Here is a 15,755-nt window from a genome sequence, read left to right as displayed (position 1 = left end):
TTCCCGGACTGACGCGGCCATTGCGCGCTCAGCGAGACATTACGACTTGTTATTTTGATCGGGCAAGTTGCTTGAATTGTTCCCATTGCGCTTTACCGTCGGGGTCAGCAAGAATTCTTTTTCTTGCCTCCGCCATGAAGGCCCAGGCAACTGCGGCAATGAATGCCAGTATGGTCGAAAGCAAGATCAACATCGAGCGTTTAGGCTTGAATTTGCGTTCCGGCTCCACCGCAGGATCAAGCACCTGGATCAATGCTGTGTCTTTTGCTTCATCGAGGCGCGCAACTTCATACTGCTTCGCCAACAGCTCGTACAACATTTGATAGTACTTAACGTCACGCAAGATCTTGATATTCTCAAGGCCAACTTGCTTGGCCGGATCGGCCTCCGCATCACCGGCAAGGGCGGGACGGCCATTTTCCAGCTTCGACAGCTCTGCGCGCAGGCTGATCAGCTCCTCTTGGGCACGTTTGTATTCTGGGTTGTTAGTCGTGACGAATGCCTTCATCGCACTTAACTGAATATCCTTAGCCGAAATTTGAGCACGCAAACGGCCAACAGTTTCGACGATGGCACGGCTGTCGGCATCGACGCTGATCACGCCGCGCGTATCGAGGGCACTTTTCAGCGCCATTTCCGCTTTCCCCAGATTATCCTTGGACTGTTCCAGTTGACGTTCGAAGAACATCCGGCGCTGAGATGCTTCAGTCACGGCCAGTACCTTAGTCAATGAAACCAGTTCGTTGACATAGCCATTGGCCAATTGGGCGACGAGCTTCTTGTCCTCGCCCTCGACGTCGATCGAAATCAGGCCATCCTTTCCCGCAACCAAGCTACTGTTCCCTTCCAGGATAACGCGTGCCTTGTCCATCGTCTCGACATCGTAGACCTTTTGCAAATCGAATTTTGCAATTAACTTGTCGGCAACGGTACGACTCTTGAGCATTCCAATATACAAATCATTGGGATTTTTCAGCCCTGCGGCCCCAGCAAGAGCGCCTGCGGCACCGCCGAGTTGCGATAACAGTGCCGAGGCGCCGGACTGAGCCTGTTGAGGAGGCAACAATTTCGCGCTCGCTTTATACACATTAGGCAGGGCGAAACTGATTGCTGCAGAGGCAATTGCCGCAACGACAGGCAACCATATGATGAGTTTTTTGCGCTTCGCCAGAACGATGAGAATATGGAAAACGCTGAATTCACGCTCATCGGCGTCCGGGGTCGGCGGTAAAGCCGTGGATTGCATCTGATTCATACTTATGAGCCGCTTATTTTTTAATACCAGATAGGAAAGATTCGGTGTTGGTTTCAGGCCGGAGTGGCCTGAAGCTCTTAATCACGCAGCGTCTTGAAAGCTGCAGCGCCCAGTCCAAAGTTGGCCAAAATCTGCGTCCACTCACGCGCGCCGGTCATGAATTTCGTCCATCGGGTTTCCTTGTCAAACTTCTCCGGCACCACAATGCTGTCGCCTGGCATGACCTCGGTTCCACCAAAACCACCCGACAGCCAGCTTCCTGAATCACGCGACACCACGCTACCATCGACGCGAAGCAGGAAGATATTGTCCTCGTCCGCCTCGGCGGTAAGGCCAGCCTTTTTCAGATAATCGTTGACGCGGTCACCCGGACGCCACAACGGCGACGACTCGACATTAACGGCACCGAATACATAGATGAATTCAGGCTGTGCAGGAACAACCAGCCGGTCGCCGTTTTCCAGCTTCAGTTGCGGCAAAGTCGCAAACCGTTTTTCACGCGGATCCAGGCCGAATGCGATACGTCCAGTTGGCTTCAACTGGCTTAGACGCGCGATTGCCTGAGCTGCTGCAGCGGCATCCGCCTGACGCCGCACTTCCGCCAACTGTGCATCAGCCGTCGAGCGAGCATTCGCGATCGAGCGCGACTGGTCAGCACGCGCTTGGCTTTCCAGCCGTTTCACGAGTTTTTCCAGGTTCAGTTCTTGCTGCCGGCGTACTTCTTCGCGATAGAAAGCGGTACCAAACAAATACGCATTGCTGGTCGTGCCGCCAGCCTTCGACAACATTGACTGCAACGTTTCGCCTGCCGTCATCTGGTACACGCCTGGAACATTCACTTCGCCTTCAACACGGACAAAAATACGGCGCTTGTCCATTGGCACCGCGACATCCTGTTGCGAGAAAATCGTCACTGTGTCGCCCGGCTGCAATTGAACATTGTCGGAACCGGAGGGATTAGTGAAGACATTACCCAAATTAAAGGGCACCAAGCTCACGCTCAGGTCGGCACGATTGATGCGTTCCACAACAGCGTAGTCCCAGTTGATCTCATCGACCAGGCCACCAATACGGGAGGCGATATTGTCAGCCACCTCGTTGGTCTGGCGCTCTTCATCAACATTCATCACGCCATTTTGACGCTTGATTGAATTGCGCGTGATGAGGTACTGGCGGCTGGGGATCAAGTCACTGACACGCATGCCTGCTTTGAACGGCGCGCGTACTGCCTGGTCGACATTGCCGCGCAAAACAACCGCGTTTGAAAAATCAGGGGTAATCGAGGTCACGTTAAGCACATCACCATTCTTGAGCGTGCGCTTCAGCCCCTCACCGCTCAAAGCAAACTGTTCGACACTGCGCGGCTGGTTTTTATTGGCATCAATGCGTTCGAGGAACGCACGACGCGGGTCGGCCACGACCGGCATACCACCGGCATAGTCGAGCAAGGACTCGACCGTATCGCTGGAGGTTTTCAGTTCATAGATGGCAGGCGTATTCACCTTGCCAACCAGCGCAACATGGCCAACTGCGGTAGGAATGAAAATCGTGTCGCCATCCTGCAGCTTCATGTCGGTCGACTTGTCGCCTTTGCCAATGAAGGAATACAAATCCAGTTCCGCGGCCACTTTACCGCCACGCTTGATCTGCACATGGCGCATGCTGCCGTTGGCATTCGGACCGCCACTGGCGAACAAGGCCGTCACGAGCGTAGACAGGCTCGACACATTATAGGTACCTGGACGGCTGGCCTGCCCCACCACATACACGGTAATGGAACGCAAACGGCCAAAATTGACATTGACTGTCACGCCTTTGTATAACTGGCCTACAGCATTGCGAATAACACCTTCCGCGTCTCCTGCGCGTACGCCAGCCAAGGCAACCGATCCGATGGTCGGAATCGAAATCAAGCCATTCCGGTCGATCGTGGCACGGTAATCGATATCGATACTGCCCCAGCCACGTATCATCAATTCATCGCCAGGACCGAGCGCATAATCGGCTACTACCGGCGCATTGGCGACGGGAGAAAAGGTGGACGGCGCATTGGCAAAAAATTCCGAACCAAAGATCGGTACGTTGGTGCCAGTACTATCAAAAACAAATTTCTGGAATTCACTTGGGATGCTGGAGCGGGCATTACGCATGGTCTCCGTACTGGAGCGAATGCCGCGCGCGGTCTCCGTGCTGGAGCGAGTGCCGCGCGCGGCCTCGTTTCCTGTACGCTGCCGCGGCACAGTCGCCACTTCGCTCTCTTCAGCTTGATCGGCCGCTACCGGCCGATTGGTGATGCTCACGCGCTTTGGCGCGGCTACAGGCGCGACCGATTCCAGAATCGGGTCCTGACCTAAGAGATCGTTCTGGTTTTGATAACTTTGCGCTGACACGGCCATGGAAGCCGATGCCAGAGCGACGGCTATGAAACAATTTGTGAGTTTTAACATTAAGCTTAAGTGTAAATAGTGGTCCGCAGGGAGCATGTTTCTTGAGTCAGCCATATTACCGCAGTTCCTCAAACGTTAGAAATACCTGAAGGAAAATACGACACATCCGTGACACTGTCACTCCGTAAATATTTGGCCCTTCTGCCTTAATCTTCTCGTTTGATACTGCAATGTAAATCGACTATCGTCATGCGCTAAAAAATAAACTACTATGAGAATGGACAGGTTCATACACCAGCACTACGACAAAAATCATCGCTCCACGTGCTAATGCCTGCGCAGTTACTCTCAGACAGGCATTCGATTAGCATGGCCATATTAAGCTAGGCACATCCATGCCAGTAAAATGGAATTCTTCATATTAATATTTTGTTTGCCAGGTCACGCTGATTTCTTTCGGGCCGGGATTGATCGACAAACCCGATTTGCTCTGGTCGCGCTGCGCGTGCCACAGCCAGCTGCCCATGGCATAGCCGACGATGCCGCCGGCGACCGTGTCGGAGACCCAGTGCTTACGGCCGAATACGCGGCCGGCGGAACCCACGGCAGCCACGCTGTACAGCCATGGCGCATCGTATTCCTTGGCAAACGGCGTCACGGCAGCAAAGCCGATGGCGGCATGCGCGGAAGGGAACGATGAATTCGAACGGGAACTGCCGCTGCCGACACGGCTCCACGCTCCGAGGTCTTCCTCTGGACGGGCGCGGCCAAACGCATATTTGCCGGCTACCGCCACGCCCGTTGCCGCGGCAACCGATTGTAGCGAAATGAGTCCCGTATTTTGCATGCGTTCATCGCCCAGGGCGAAGGCGGCCGCTGCCGCTCCCACTGCCGCGTATGGCATGGCCTTGCCCAGCTTGTCCCAGTTGCGGTAGACCTTGGAATCCTCGTGCTTCTTGACGAAACGGTCGACGGGTTTGTCGGCCAGCGCGGATGCCAGCACCACGCTCCCGACCACCGCCGTCGCCTTGAGCCATTCAGGGGCGCTAGGCGTAGCAGATGCAGATTGCTCCAGACGCGCGCGCATGGCGGGCCAGGGGCTGACAAACGGCCGGACCGGCGGATTGACGGCAGGCAGGTGCTGTTCGTCCGGGCGCTCGGCAAAATTACCCAGGCCATCGTAACTGTGCATGTCGGCGCGCGGACGCTCGAACATGTCGTACAGATCGCCCGGCGAGGCCACCATCTGCCCCACGTCCCGCGTCCATGGCGCGATGGCGAAACCGGCCGTCGATTGCGTATCCATCGGCAACATGCTGTTCAACGGTACGGACAGGAAAATGCCACGGTCCTGGTATGGCTTCGATGGCGTGCCAGGGCTGGTGATATCGTTGCCGTTCGTATGCGTATACCAGGCACCGACTTCGATACCGGACTGGAAGCGGCGCTTGAATTCCATGCGCACGCCCGTGTCTTTGGCCAGGAAGCGGCCGGCGCGGGCCGTGACGGTAATATCGTGCGGCAAGCGGTAATGCAGGGAACCGATCGCCGTTACCGTCTTGTAATCGCGCGAATCGAGCAAGCCCTTGTAGCCACGCTGCTGCAAGGCATCGACGGCCACGTCAGCAGCCCAGCGGCTATCCTTCGGCAGGTACAGCACCTGACCACCCACGCCGCGGAACATGTCTTCATACAGGCCGGCCGACATGCGGGTATACACGCGCTCGGCAGGATTGTTGTATTTGTTCAGCAAGACACGGCTCAGCGAGAAACGCCCGCCGCGCAAATATTCCGCGATATCGGTACGCACGTGTGGCAAGTTGCTGTTCGATGGCTGCTTGACGCCCGATACCGTTTCCAGCAACTGCAGGCTGGCGGCGCTATTCAGGTACAGACCGTCGCCCAGGCGGCGGTCGTAGTTGGCCACGGCCGAAATCGAATAGCGGAAGGCGCCGCTCGGGTCATTGAAGAAGAAGCCCACCTTGGGAGCGACTTTGAAGCGGTTCGCTTCCCGGTCCAGCGATTTGATCTGCACCACGTCGCCATCGACGCCAACGCCAACGGCCAGCTTGCCATCGTCCTTGAGGACGTCGGCAGCCTTGGCGGGAGCAGGTGCGATGGCCATCGCGGGAGCCTCCGCCAGTACCGGCGCGGGAGCCGGTGCAGCGGCCACGACGGGCGCCGGCTTGTCGAGGAATTCTTTCAGCCAGCCTTGCTGATCATCCCGGATGACATCGCTTTTCTCCGGGTAGCGCAGCAGCACGACGTCGAGGAAAGCCTTACGATCAATCTTGCCTGCCAAATAGTCGTTCAGTTTGGGCAAATCAAAGAATTCGTAGGTGGCGATTGGCTGGTCCAGCTTGGTATACGTGATGCGCAGGGTCGTCACGCCCTTCGGCGTGAAGGCGACGGCGGTGCGCGCGGCACGGCCAACGGCACGCCCCATGTTCGAAATACGGCTGTTGGTCAGGCTCAGGCTGAGGACATTGCCCTCTTGCTCGACACGGATATTCTTGTAGTCCTGCTTCACTAGGGCATTCACCAGGTCGGCGCCATACACGGGGTCGCGATGCCATTCTTCCTTGCTCGGCAACGGCGGCGGATTCTTGTCGTCCACGAAATACGCTGGTTCATACACCTTGGGAACGAACTCGCGCTCGCCAAACGGAATGCTGATGAAAGCGTTCACGCTGAACTGGTCGCGGTTGCGTGCCGCTTGCAGGGCAAGCCAGCCCCAGCGGTATTCCAGGCCCACGGAAGCGCCCTTGCGGCGCTTGCCAGCAGTCGTTTCGCTGGCGCGGAAGTCGCGCAGATAATTGGTAGTATCGTACTCCGCCACCACCGACCAGCGCGGCAGCGCAGCGGGCGTCCAGCGCGCGCCGGCAAACACGCCGTCCGGGCGTTTATGCGCATAACCGAGGCTCGCTTCGACATTCTTGCTGGCGCCAAAAGTCTTGGTGGCAACCACATATTGGCCCTTGAACAGCGCGGTACCGAACAGGTCCGTCATGCCGACGGCGACAGATGGCATCCACTGCGTTTCCGTCCACAGGCGCAATTTGCCGTCGACGACTTTATCCTTATAGCGGCCATAGCCACTGCCATACTCACCGGGGGCGTTGGTAAAACCCGGGATGCCCGTTATCGACACATAACGTCCCGTCATTTGCAGAAAAGGCAGGATATTCGCTGTCGCCCATAACTGGCCATACGGACTGTCGTAGCTATAGCCGACGCTGAAGGTGCCATCCGTTTCCACCACGGCACTGGGCATATTGATATACCCGGATTGACCGCCATGATTCGGCGTCGCGGCTATCGCCGAAGGGGCGCCAAGCACCAAGCAGCCACACCAGGTATATTTAATTGATTTTCTGAGTACGCTTAACAAATCCGGCTACCTAAAATATCCTGCACCTGGAATTTCTGACGATGTCTTCAGAAAATCAATGAGCTTGGGGAAACGTGAATGAAACGAAAAAAGGCCAACCGACGGGCATCTCGCAATGCCGCGCATCAGTTCGCCACTAAAACTCGGCACTTCCGGGCAATTGAGCGTTGCTTAACCATGCCTCAGGAATGTATGTCACAGAATTTTAACATTGTTTTCTTGTAGCAAATGCTTAACTTGTTTCCCTTGCGCCACACCGGTCAGTGCGGCACAAACGCCGCCTGCGGCCCCGCAGCACGCTGCAACAGTCACTTCAAACTGCCAAACACTTTGCCGATAATCTTGCTGCCGTAAGCGAGCGGATTACTGCGGATGGCTTTCTCTTCCTCGCCTATCATCAGGTACAGGCCGTCAAGCGCCCGGTCCGTGACATAGCCTTCCACCGTCGATTGCTGCTGCGGCACCAATCCTGTCTTGCCGATCTGGCTCATGGTGCTGTTGTACTTGCTGGCCAAGCCGGAACGGTCGGTCACGGATTTCACGATCGGCAGGAATTTGACGGCCAGCGGCGCCGAAGTTTTCTGGCGGAAAAAGTCCGTCACTGAAGTGCTGCCACCGGACAGGATATTTTTCGCATCGCTCACGCTCATCGATTTGACCGCGTCGAGCAGCAAGGGCTTGGCCATGGGCACTGCCGACTCGGCGGCACGGTTCATCGACACCACCAGATCGTCCAATTGCTGGCCGCGCCCCGTCATTTTCAACAAAGGCTGGGCTTGCTCCAGGATACCTGGCAGCTTGATTTTGACCTTGTCATTGCTCAGGAAACCATTCTCGACCCCCAGTTTCGATACGGCGGCCGCGGAACCGGCTTCCAGTGCAGCTTTCAAGCCATTGCTGGCATCCTGGTTGCTAAGGGCATCCAGAGGACTGGCGGCGCTGGCGCCAGACGACAGCAACACCAGCGCACACAGGATGGCGGCCGGACGGCCAGGGAAAGGGTTCAGGCGCATGGTTTTCCTTTTCTAAAGAATAGACAGACCACCTTCTTCTGGAACCTTAGCACATCAAAACTGCAAATACTGCAGCAATTTTTGCGTTTGGGGGGAAACAAGGGGCGCCACAGATGGCGAAGGGAAAAGACTATACAGTACCTGCTGTTGTATCCGCGCACGCTAACGCCGGCGGCGCAGCTCAGCCTGCTATCGCCGCCAGATGTTCGCGCACCCGCGTCAGATCTGTCTCGCGCATGCGCGCCGCTGTCTGGCGCAAGGATTTTTCCGCACCGGCCACGCCGGCCGCGACGGCCATCGACAGCCAGATATATGCCTGCTGCAAATCGAGCGGGCCACCCTGACCGCTGGCCGCCATCAAGCCCAGATTCATTTGCGCCCGCGCATGGCCCTGGCGCGCGGCCAGCGCATACCAGTCCCAGGCAGCAGCATAATCCTGCGGCACATCCTGGCCATTGTCATGCCGCAGGCCCAGCGCAAACTGGGCCAGGCTGTGGCCCTGCGCGGCGGCACGGCAATAACAGGCGCAGGCCAGCTGGCTGTCGGGCGCAGGACCATCATCGCGGTCGTGCAAAACGCCCTGCATGTATTGCGCCGGCGCATAATCCTGCTCGGCGGCGCGGCGGTACCACTCCAGCGCCAGTGACAGATCCTGCGGCATGCCCTGGCCATGTTCGTAGCGCAGACCCAGGTCGAACTGCGCCCGCACATGTCCCTGATCTGCCGCCTTGCGGTACCAGAAGATGGCTTCTTGCGCATCGACCGGCGTGCCCTGTCCATGCTCATGCAGGAGTCCCAGCTGATACTGCGCGGCGGGAAAGCCCTGCCCGGCCGCCTGGCGATAGAACACCTGCGCCCGGGTATAGTCTTGCGCGCCATGTTCATGGTGCAGGCCCAAGTTGTGCTGGGCCGCCGCGTGCCCCTGCCCTGCCGCCCTGACATACCAGTCGAGTGCCGCCTGCTTATCGCAGGGCACGCCCTGGCCATTGTCATAGATCAGACCCAGATTGAACTGCGAACTGGCATGGCCCTGCTCAGCGGCGCGCCGGTACCAGATGATCGCCTGCCCGCTGTCCTGCGGCAGCACGTCGCCGTTTTCATAGCGCAATGCCAGATTGAACTGGGCCGGCGCATAGCCTTGCTCGGCCGCCTTGCGCATCCAGGCGCTCGCCTGCTGGCGGTCCTGGCGCACGCCCTGGCCATTGTCGTAGCGCAGGCCCAGGTTGAACTGGGCGCGCGCATAACCCTGTTCGGCCGCTTTGCGATACCAGGCGATGGCTTGCACAAAATCCTGCGGCACGCCCTTGCCATTGTCATACATCATGCCCAGATTGTTTTGCGCCCCCGCGTCGCCCTGCTCGGCCGCGCGACTGAACCACAGCATGGCTTGCCCGCTATCTTGCGCGAGTCCCTGGCCCTTGGCATACAGCCAGCCCAGGTTGTACTGCGCCGCCGCGTAACCTTGCTCGGCCGCCTGCTGGTACCAGTGCGCGGCCTGCACAAAATCCTGTGCCACACCCTGCCCCTTCTGGCACATGACACCCAGGTTGTATTGCGCGTGCTCGAGTCCCTGCGCGGCAGCCAGGCCATACCAGTGCAATGCAAGCGCATAGCTTTGCTCGATACCCTGGCCATTGAAATACATGAAGCCCAGGCCGTGCTGGGCATTCGCATTGCCCTTCTCGGCCAGTCCTTTCAGGCGCAGGTAATCAGCAGTGTAATGAGCAGCAGTGTAATGAGCAGCCGTGTAATGCGCAGCCGTGTAGCGGGGAGCGGCAAGCGGCACGGTCAGGCCTCGATGGCGAGCAGCTGCGGTGCGCCCGGTGCGGCATCGGCGAGCAGGCGATTCTGCTCCTGCAGCACGCCGATGAAGCTGCCCAGAGAAATGGGCCGGTGGTACAGATAGCCCTGCATCGTGGTGCAACCCTTGTCCTGCAGATAGCGCGCCTGGCCTTCCGTCTCCACGCCTTCGGCAATCAGGTGCAGCCCCAGGCCGCGCGCGATCGAGATGATGGCCAGGATGACGGGATAGTGTCCATGCTCGTCATGGATTTCCTTGACGAACGACTGGTCGATCTTGATGGTATGGATGGGGAAGCGGTGCAGATACGACAGCGAGGAATAGCCGGTGCCGAAATCGTCGATGGCGACCGACACGCCCAGCTGGCACAGCTTGTTCAACTGCTCGATCGCATATTGCGGATTGCGGATGCAGATGTTTTCCGTGATTTCCACTTCGATCTTTTCCGGCGCAATGCCATAGCGCGTCAGCGCGCCGCGCATCTTCTCGAAAAAGTCGCCCCGGTCCAGGTATTGCGGCGACAGATTCAGCGACAGGCGCACGGCTTCGCCGCCGGCCGCGTCCCACTGCACCAGGTCGCGGCACAGGGCGCCCAGCATCCAGTCCGAGATCGGCAACATCAAGCCGTTTTCCTCGGCAAACGGCAGGAATTCGCCGGCCGTCAGCAAGCCCCGCTGCGGGTGGTTCCAGCGCATCAGGCCTTCGGCGCCAACGATGCGGCCCGTCATCACGTCCACCTGCGGCTGGTAATACATCTCCAGCTGGTTCAGTTCCAGCGCCTTGCGCAGGCTTTGCTCGAGCGCGATCTTCTGGTGCGACACATCGAGCATGGACTCGTGATAAAAACTGTGGCCATTCTTACCCAGCGCCTTGACCTGGTACATGGCGATGTCGGCATGGCGCAGCAGCTCGTCGATGGTCTCGCCGTCGCCCGGGTAGATGGCGATGCCGATGGAGGCCGAAATATGTACCTGGTTACCATCGAGGTCGAAGGGCTGGTGCAGGCATTCGAGGAATTTGTCGGCGATCAGGCGCGCATCCTGGCGGTCGCGCAGTTCCGGCAGCACGATGGTGAATTCGTCGCCGCCCTGGCGCGCCAGCGTATCGCCGCGGCGCAAACAATCCTTCAGGCGCAGCGCCACCTGCTGCAGCAGCTCGTCGCCCTTCACGTGGCCCAGGGTATCGTTAACCAGCTTGAAGCGATCGAGATCGATGAACATCACGGCCAGTTCCGTCAGCTTGCGCCGCGCCTGGATCACGGCCAGTCCCAGGCGATCCTTGAACAGCATGCGATTCGGCAGGTCCGTCAGGATGTCGTGATAAGCCTGGTAAGAGATGACTTCCTCGGCGCGCTTGCGGTCGGTGATGTCGCGCGCCACGCCGTAGGTGCCGAAGTACTCCTGCTTTTTCGCTTCCTGATCGTGACTGTGCATGCCGATCGAATTGAGCGGAATCGTCATCAGCGTGTTGTTGAAGGTACGGTCGCTGCCGCTACCGCTATGGCATTTCAGGCGCAGTTCCACATTGCGCGAGGCGCGCTCGTCGAGGCGGCGCTCATTGAAGGCATAGCGCGCCCGCTCCTGGTCTTCATCGTGCACGAGAATCGAATAATGGCTGCCAATCAGCTCTTCGCGGCCAAAGCCCAGCAACTGATGCACCCTGTCGTTGATGAAGGTGATGCGGCCTTCGTGATTCAGGGTATAGATGATGTCGGGCGAGCTATCGACCAGGTAGCGGTACATCTTTTCGGAGTTTTCCAGCTGCAGCGCGATGCGCTCGTTCTCCAGCGCCAGCTTGCGCTTTTGCAGCGCGTTCTCCACCGTCTTGAGCAGCTCCTCGCGGCTGTAGGGCTTGCGCAGATAATCGTAGGCGCCACGCTTCAAGGCACCGATGGCCGCCTCGATGCCGACGTCGCCGCTCATGACGATCACGTCGCCTTCGATGCCGCGCCGGTTGATGTGGTCCATGATTTCATGACCGCTCATATCGGGCAGGCGCAAATCGAGCAGGATCAGGTCGAAGCGCAGTTTCGACAATTGCGCCAGCGCCTCGCTGCCGCAGGTGGCCGTGTACAGCTGGTAGCCGCGGTCCTTCAACAATTCGTGGAGGGAGGCGAGCAGGCGGGGCTCGTCATCGACGAGCAGGATGCGCGGGCTGTTTCCCAGGTCAAATGGAATGGCGGAGGAGTTCATGGACGTTACGCAGACAAGGCGGTATTGCCGGGTGCGGGCAGCGCGGCTGCTGCACTCGTCGGCACGGGAATGGGCAGTAAAATTTCAAACGACGTGCCGGACTTGCTGCTGCGGCAACCAATCACGCCATGCAGGCGGCTTACCAGGTCATGCACGATGGACAGGCCCAGGCCGTGATGCGCCCCGTCCTTGTTGCTGCGCACGGGAGAAAACAGATTGGCCAGCACCTCCGGCGCCAGGCCGGCACCATTATCACTAACGCACAATTCCAGATACAGGCGACGGTCGCGGTTAACGTGGCCCCGATTCGCCACTTCGATGCGCCCGCCATCGGGCAGCGCTTCGACGGCGTTTTTCAGCAGGTTGAGCAGAATTTGCTTGAGCATGTCGGCATCGGCCTCCACCTCGCATGGCGCGTCCTGCATGCGCGTGACCACCTCGATTTTCGGCGGCAGGAAGTCGGTGGCGCGGAACAATCGCAGCACATCATCGACCACGCGCGCGCAATCGGTCACGCCACCCGCGTCCATGGGCTGCAAATCGGCCAGGCCGCCGATCAACTGTCCGACACGGTCGATTTCCTCGTTCAGGATAGCCATCTCGCCCGTGACCGGCTCCTGTTTCTCCAGCTTGTGATCGAGTACGCTCAGATAGTTCTTGATGATGGACAGCGGATTATTCACTTCATGCACGACGCGGCGCGACGCGGCGCGGTATTCCTCGGCCACGTGATCGAGCTGGCGTCGAGCCAGGCCGCGCGCACTGATGGCCGTTTCCAGCGCCGTAGCGGCCTGGTTGGCATACGCGCGCAGAAAACCCTCGCGCTTCTGGCAAGCGGGAATCTGCCACGCCGCCACGCCGCCGATCAGTACCCCAAGGCTGCGCTGGCCCGACGCCAAAGGCACGCAGACCAGGCTGTCTGTGCCGAGAATGCGGAACAGCTGCTCCTCGACAATGCCCAGCGCCGGCATGTCGCGTTTCAGGAACGCCAGCGCGCACTCCAGCGCCGAGGCGGCCAAGGGCCCGCCCTTGGCCAGCGGGATCGAGAAGCCGGCCAGGCGCTGCTGATGTTCGCCCGCAGCCACACCCACCAGCGCATGGCCGGTGGGGTTTTGCAGCAGGATGACGGCGGTGTCAAAGTCGAACAGGATGCGCGCCGAGCGCGTGATGGCTTCGAGCAGCTTGCTCTCGCCCTGTTGCCGGGCAAAGGTCTGCCCCACTTCGGAAACCAGCACCATGTTGCGCACTTCGTCGGACAGGCGCTGCCGCACCGGATCGACGGATGGCGGCGCATACGCGGGCGGGGTGACGATATCGTCCGCGCCAGACAGGTCAATGCCCAGGTGCTGCGCGGCCTGCTCCACCTGGCGCGCGACGCTGCCGGCCAGGTCTTCCAATACCTCGACGTCCAGCGCGCACAGGCTTGCCGCCTGCGTGATGGACTCAGCCTCGTCCGCATCGTCGGCATGGCAGCACAGCAGGTGCGCCAGGCGCACGATGCGGATCAAAGGATGGCTCGCTTCCAGGCGCGCCAACGGTTCGTGGTGATACAGCACGCTGTCGGCCAGGAAGGAATCGAGATGCCAGCGTTCGATCAGCCAGGCGCCCGCTTCGGCATGCGTGATCTGCAAGGTGCGCTGCTCCACCGCGCACAGGGCGGCATCGTCGCGCGCCGTGAAATTGAACGCGTATTCCTTCGGCGCCGTAGCCAGCAAAGCCAGGCGGCCCACGTTGTGCAGCAATCCCGCCAGGTACGCTTCCTCGACGTGCGGATAGGCCATGGCCTTGGCCAGCGCGCGCGCCATGACGGCGGCCGACAGCGAGCTTTTCCAGAAGGCGCGCAAATCCGTGCTGCCGGAATGGGGAAAGCTGTTGAAGGTCTGGAAGACGGATTCGCTGATGACCAGGGTCTTGATCATGTCCGTGCCCAGCGACACGAGCGACTGTTCCAGGCTGACGACCTTGCTCTGGCGATGGTAGGCCGAGCTGTTGGCCACGCCGAGGATCTTGCTGGTCATGCCGGCATCCTTGGCGATCAGCGCGGCCAGCTCTGGCATGCCGGCATCGTCGGCCTGCAAGTGGGCTATCAGCTTGATGAGAATCTGCGGCATGGCCGGCAGGCGGGCAATCAGCAGGCGATTGCGAATATCTTGATCAGATTGATGCATCGTATCAGGCATTGCCGGTTCGAAAAGGATAAGCGCTTAGCAGCGAAGCGCGGCCACGTCAGAGGAATCCTCTACTCCTGTAACCCAAAAAATGTCGCCTGAGAGGATGCCGGGAAAAGAAGTCATCTTATCATAAGCGCCGAATATTACTTGCAATATAGAAAATTAAGTTGAAATAAATCCAGCGTTCTGGCATGGAAACTCATGCCTTGAAGGAACCCAGCAAACGGTGGCGGAAGCGCCGCGAGATCAGCCACAGCGCCAACGCCAGGGCCGTAAACGCCAGCTGGCCCGAGGCCAGCCACAACACGGAACCGGACAGCAGCGGCGAGATCACGCCGGCCACCACGGCGCCCAGCAAGGTGCTGGCAAACGACTGGCACGAAGCCACCGTGCCGCGAATATGCGGGAACAGATCGAGCGCCAGGAGGGTCGCGCCCGGCCCCACCAGCGACATGCCGAAGGTGTAGAAGAACAGGGGCAGCACCGACCAGGGCAAGGATGGCGGCAGGAACAGGTGATACACGACATTGACGCTGGCAGCGCACAGCAGGAAGGCAAAGCCGATGCCGATCTGGCGCGCGAACGTCACCTTGCCGGCGATGCGGTTGGCCGCCAGTGCCCCCATGAAAATCCCGCTCACGCACGGGATGAACAGCCAGGCGAATTGCGATGGCCCCAGGCCCAGCTGCTTGGGCAGCATTTCCGGTGCTGCCGTGATGAACAGGAACAGGCCCGCGAAATTGAGGGCGACGATGCCGGCCTTGATGTGGAACAGGGGTGAGCGCAGGATTTGACCATAGCTCGATGCCAGGAAGCGGGGATTGAAAGGCTGGCGCTTTTCCATCGGCAGGGTTTCAGGCAGGCGCCAGTAGCAGAACGCCAGCAGCACCACCGTGTAAAAGGCGAGGAACAGGAAGATCGAGCGCCAGTCGAACCAGATGACGATCCAGCCGCCAAGAATCGGCGCCACGGCCGGGGCGATGGAAAAGATCATCGTCACCAGCGACAACAGCCGCGCCGCCGCTGCATCCGCGTACAGGTCGCGGATGATGGCGCGGCTGATCACCACGCCGGCGCCGGCCGAGACGCCCTGCATGATGCGGAAGAACCACAGATAGTGCACCGTGTGCGCCGAAGCGCAGCCGAGCGAGCCGATGGCAAACATCAGCAGCGACACGAGGATGACATTGCGCCTGCCGAAGGTATCCGAGATCGCGCCATGCCACAGCACCATGCCGGCAAAGGCCAGCATATAGAACGTCAGCGACTGCTGCACTTCCAGCGGCGAGGCTTGCAGCGAACCCTGGATCGCGCCAAAGGCGGGCAGATACGTGTCGATCGACAGAGGTCCCAGCATCGACAACCCGGCCAGCATCATGGCCAGCGCACCGCGGCTCAGCGGCGCCATGTGGCTCGGTGTGGGAGGCGGAACGGGCGTGACCGGGTCGGGCGGCACATTGGCCGGAGGGGTGGGAAACATGGCGGATCCAAAGTGGCGCGCGGACTGGCATTGGTCCGCGCGCGGGGTTACTGCGGGTGTCTTGC

General features: G+C 59.6%; 8 protein-coding genes. All 8 read right to left on the bottom strand.

Features of this window, described 5'->3' with window-relative positions; all coding sequences use genetic code 11:
• Nucleotides 1-49: 49 nt before the first annotated feature.
• The gene (locus ACQ4W7_RS22495; RefSeq protein WP_436533355.1) at nucleotides 50-1,255 is read right to left on the bottom strand and encodes a GumC family protein; all 1,206 of its coding nucleotides are present in this window, start codon (nucleotides 1,253-1,255) and stop codon (nucleotides 50-52) included.
• 77 nt (nucleotides 1,256-1,332) lie between these two features.
• Nucleotides 1,333-3,651 (bottom strand): polysaccharide biosynthesis/export family protein, encoded by a 2,319-nt coding sequence (locus ACQ4W7_RS22490; protein WP_436533353.1) that lies wholly within the window; start codon nucleotides 3,649-3,651, stop codon nucleotides 1,333-1,335.
• Nucleotides 3,652-4,063: 412 nt separating this feature from the next.
• A complete protein-coding gene (locus tag ACQ4W7_RS22485; protein ID WP_436533351.1) occupies nucleotides 4,064-6,982 on the bottom strand; it encodes a YjbH domain-containing protein in 2,919 nt (972 codons plus the stop codon).
• A gap of 359 nt (nucleotides 6,983-7,341) precedes the next feature.
• Nucleotides 7,342-8,046, bottom strand: coding sequence for a DUF4197 domain-containing protein (locus ACQ4W7_RS22480; RefSeq protein ID WP_436533349.1), 705 nt, complete (start codon nucleotides 8,044-8,046; stop codon nucleotides 7,342-7,344).
• 181 nt (nucleotides 8,047-8,227) lie between these two features.
• Nucleotides 8,228-9,751 (bottom strand): SEL1-like repeat protein, encoded by a 1,524-nt coding sequence (locus ACQ4W7_RS22475; RefSeq protein WP_436533452.1) that lies wholly within the window; start codon nucleotides 9,749-9,751, stop codon nucleotides 8,228-8,230.
• 83 nt (nucleotides 9,752-9,834) lie between these two features.
• Nucleotides 9,835-12,039, bottom strand: coding sequence for an EAL domain-containing response regulator (locus ACQ4W7_RS22470; RefSeq protein WP_436533347.1), 2,205 nt, complete (start codon nucleotides 12,037-12,039; stop codon nucleotides 9,835-9,837).
• Nucleotides 12,040-12,044: 5 nt separating this feature from the next.
• Nucleotides 12,045-14,207, bottom strand: a complete 2,163-nt coding sequence (locus ACQ4W7_RS22465; protein ID WP_436533345.1) for an HDOD domain-containing protein — start codon at nucleotides 14,205-14,207, stop codon at nucleotides 12,045-12,047.
• A gap of 202 nt (nucleotides 14,208-14,409) precedes the next feature.
• Nucleotides 14,410-15,690: a multidrug effflux MFS transporter gene (locus tag ACQ4W7_RS22460; RefSeq protein WP_426074126.1), complete on the bottom strand. Its 1,281-nt coding sequence runs from the start codon at nucleotides 15,688-15,690 to the stop codon at nucleotides 14,410-14,412.
• Between the last annotated feature and the right edge of the window lie 65 nt (nucleotides 15,691-15,755).

Source organism: Janthinobacterium algoris, from assembly GCF_051380935.1.
GTDB lineage: Bacteria > Pseudomonadota > Gammaproteobacteria > Burkholderiales > Burkholderiaceae_D > Janthinobacterium.
The sequence above is the reverse complement of the archived record's forward strand: the minus strand, read 5'-3'. Positions and strand labels throughout refer to the sequence as shown.

Excerpts from the sequence above, each read along its gene's own strand:
- ACQ4W7_RS22495 (WP_436533355.1), bottom strand. The coding sequence starts at position 1,255 with ATGAATCAGATGCAATCCACGGCTTTACCGCCGACCCCGGACGCCGAT.
- ACQ4W7_RS22490 (WP_436533353.1), bottom strand. The coding sequence starts at position 3,651 with ATGGCCGTGTCAGCGCAAAGTTATCAAAACCAGAACGATCTCTTAGGT.
- ACQ4W7_RS22480 (WP_436533349.1), bottom strand. The coding sequence starts at position 8,046 with ATGCGCCTGAACCCTTTCCCTGGCCGTCCGGCCGCCATCCTGTGTGCG.
- ACQ4W7_RS22470 (WP_436533347.1), bottom strand. The coding sequence starts at position 12,039 with ATGAACTCCTCCGCCATTCCATTTGACCTGGGAAACAGCCCGCGCATC.
- ACQ4W7_RS22465 (WP_436533345.1), bottom strand. The coding sequence starts at position 14,207 with ATGCATCAATCTGATCAAGATATTCGCAATCGCCTGCTGATTGCCCGC.
- ACQ4W7_RS22460 (WP_426074126.1), bottom strand. The coding sequence starts at position 15,690 with ATGTTTCCCACCCCTCCGGCCAATGTGCCGCCCGACCCGGTCACGCCC.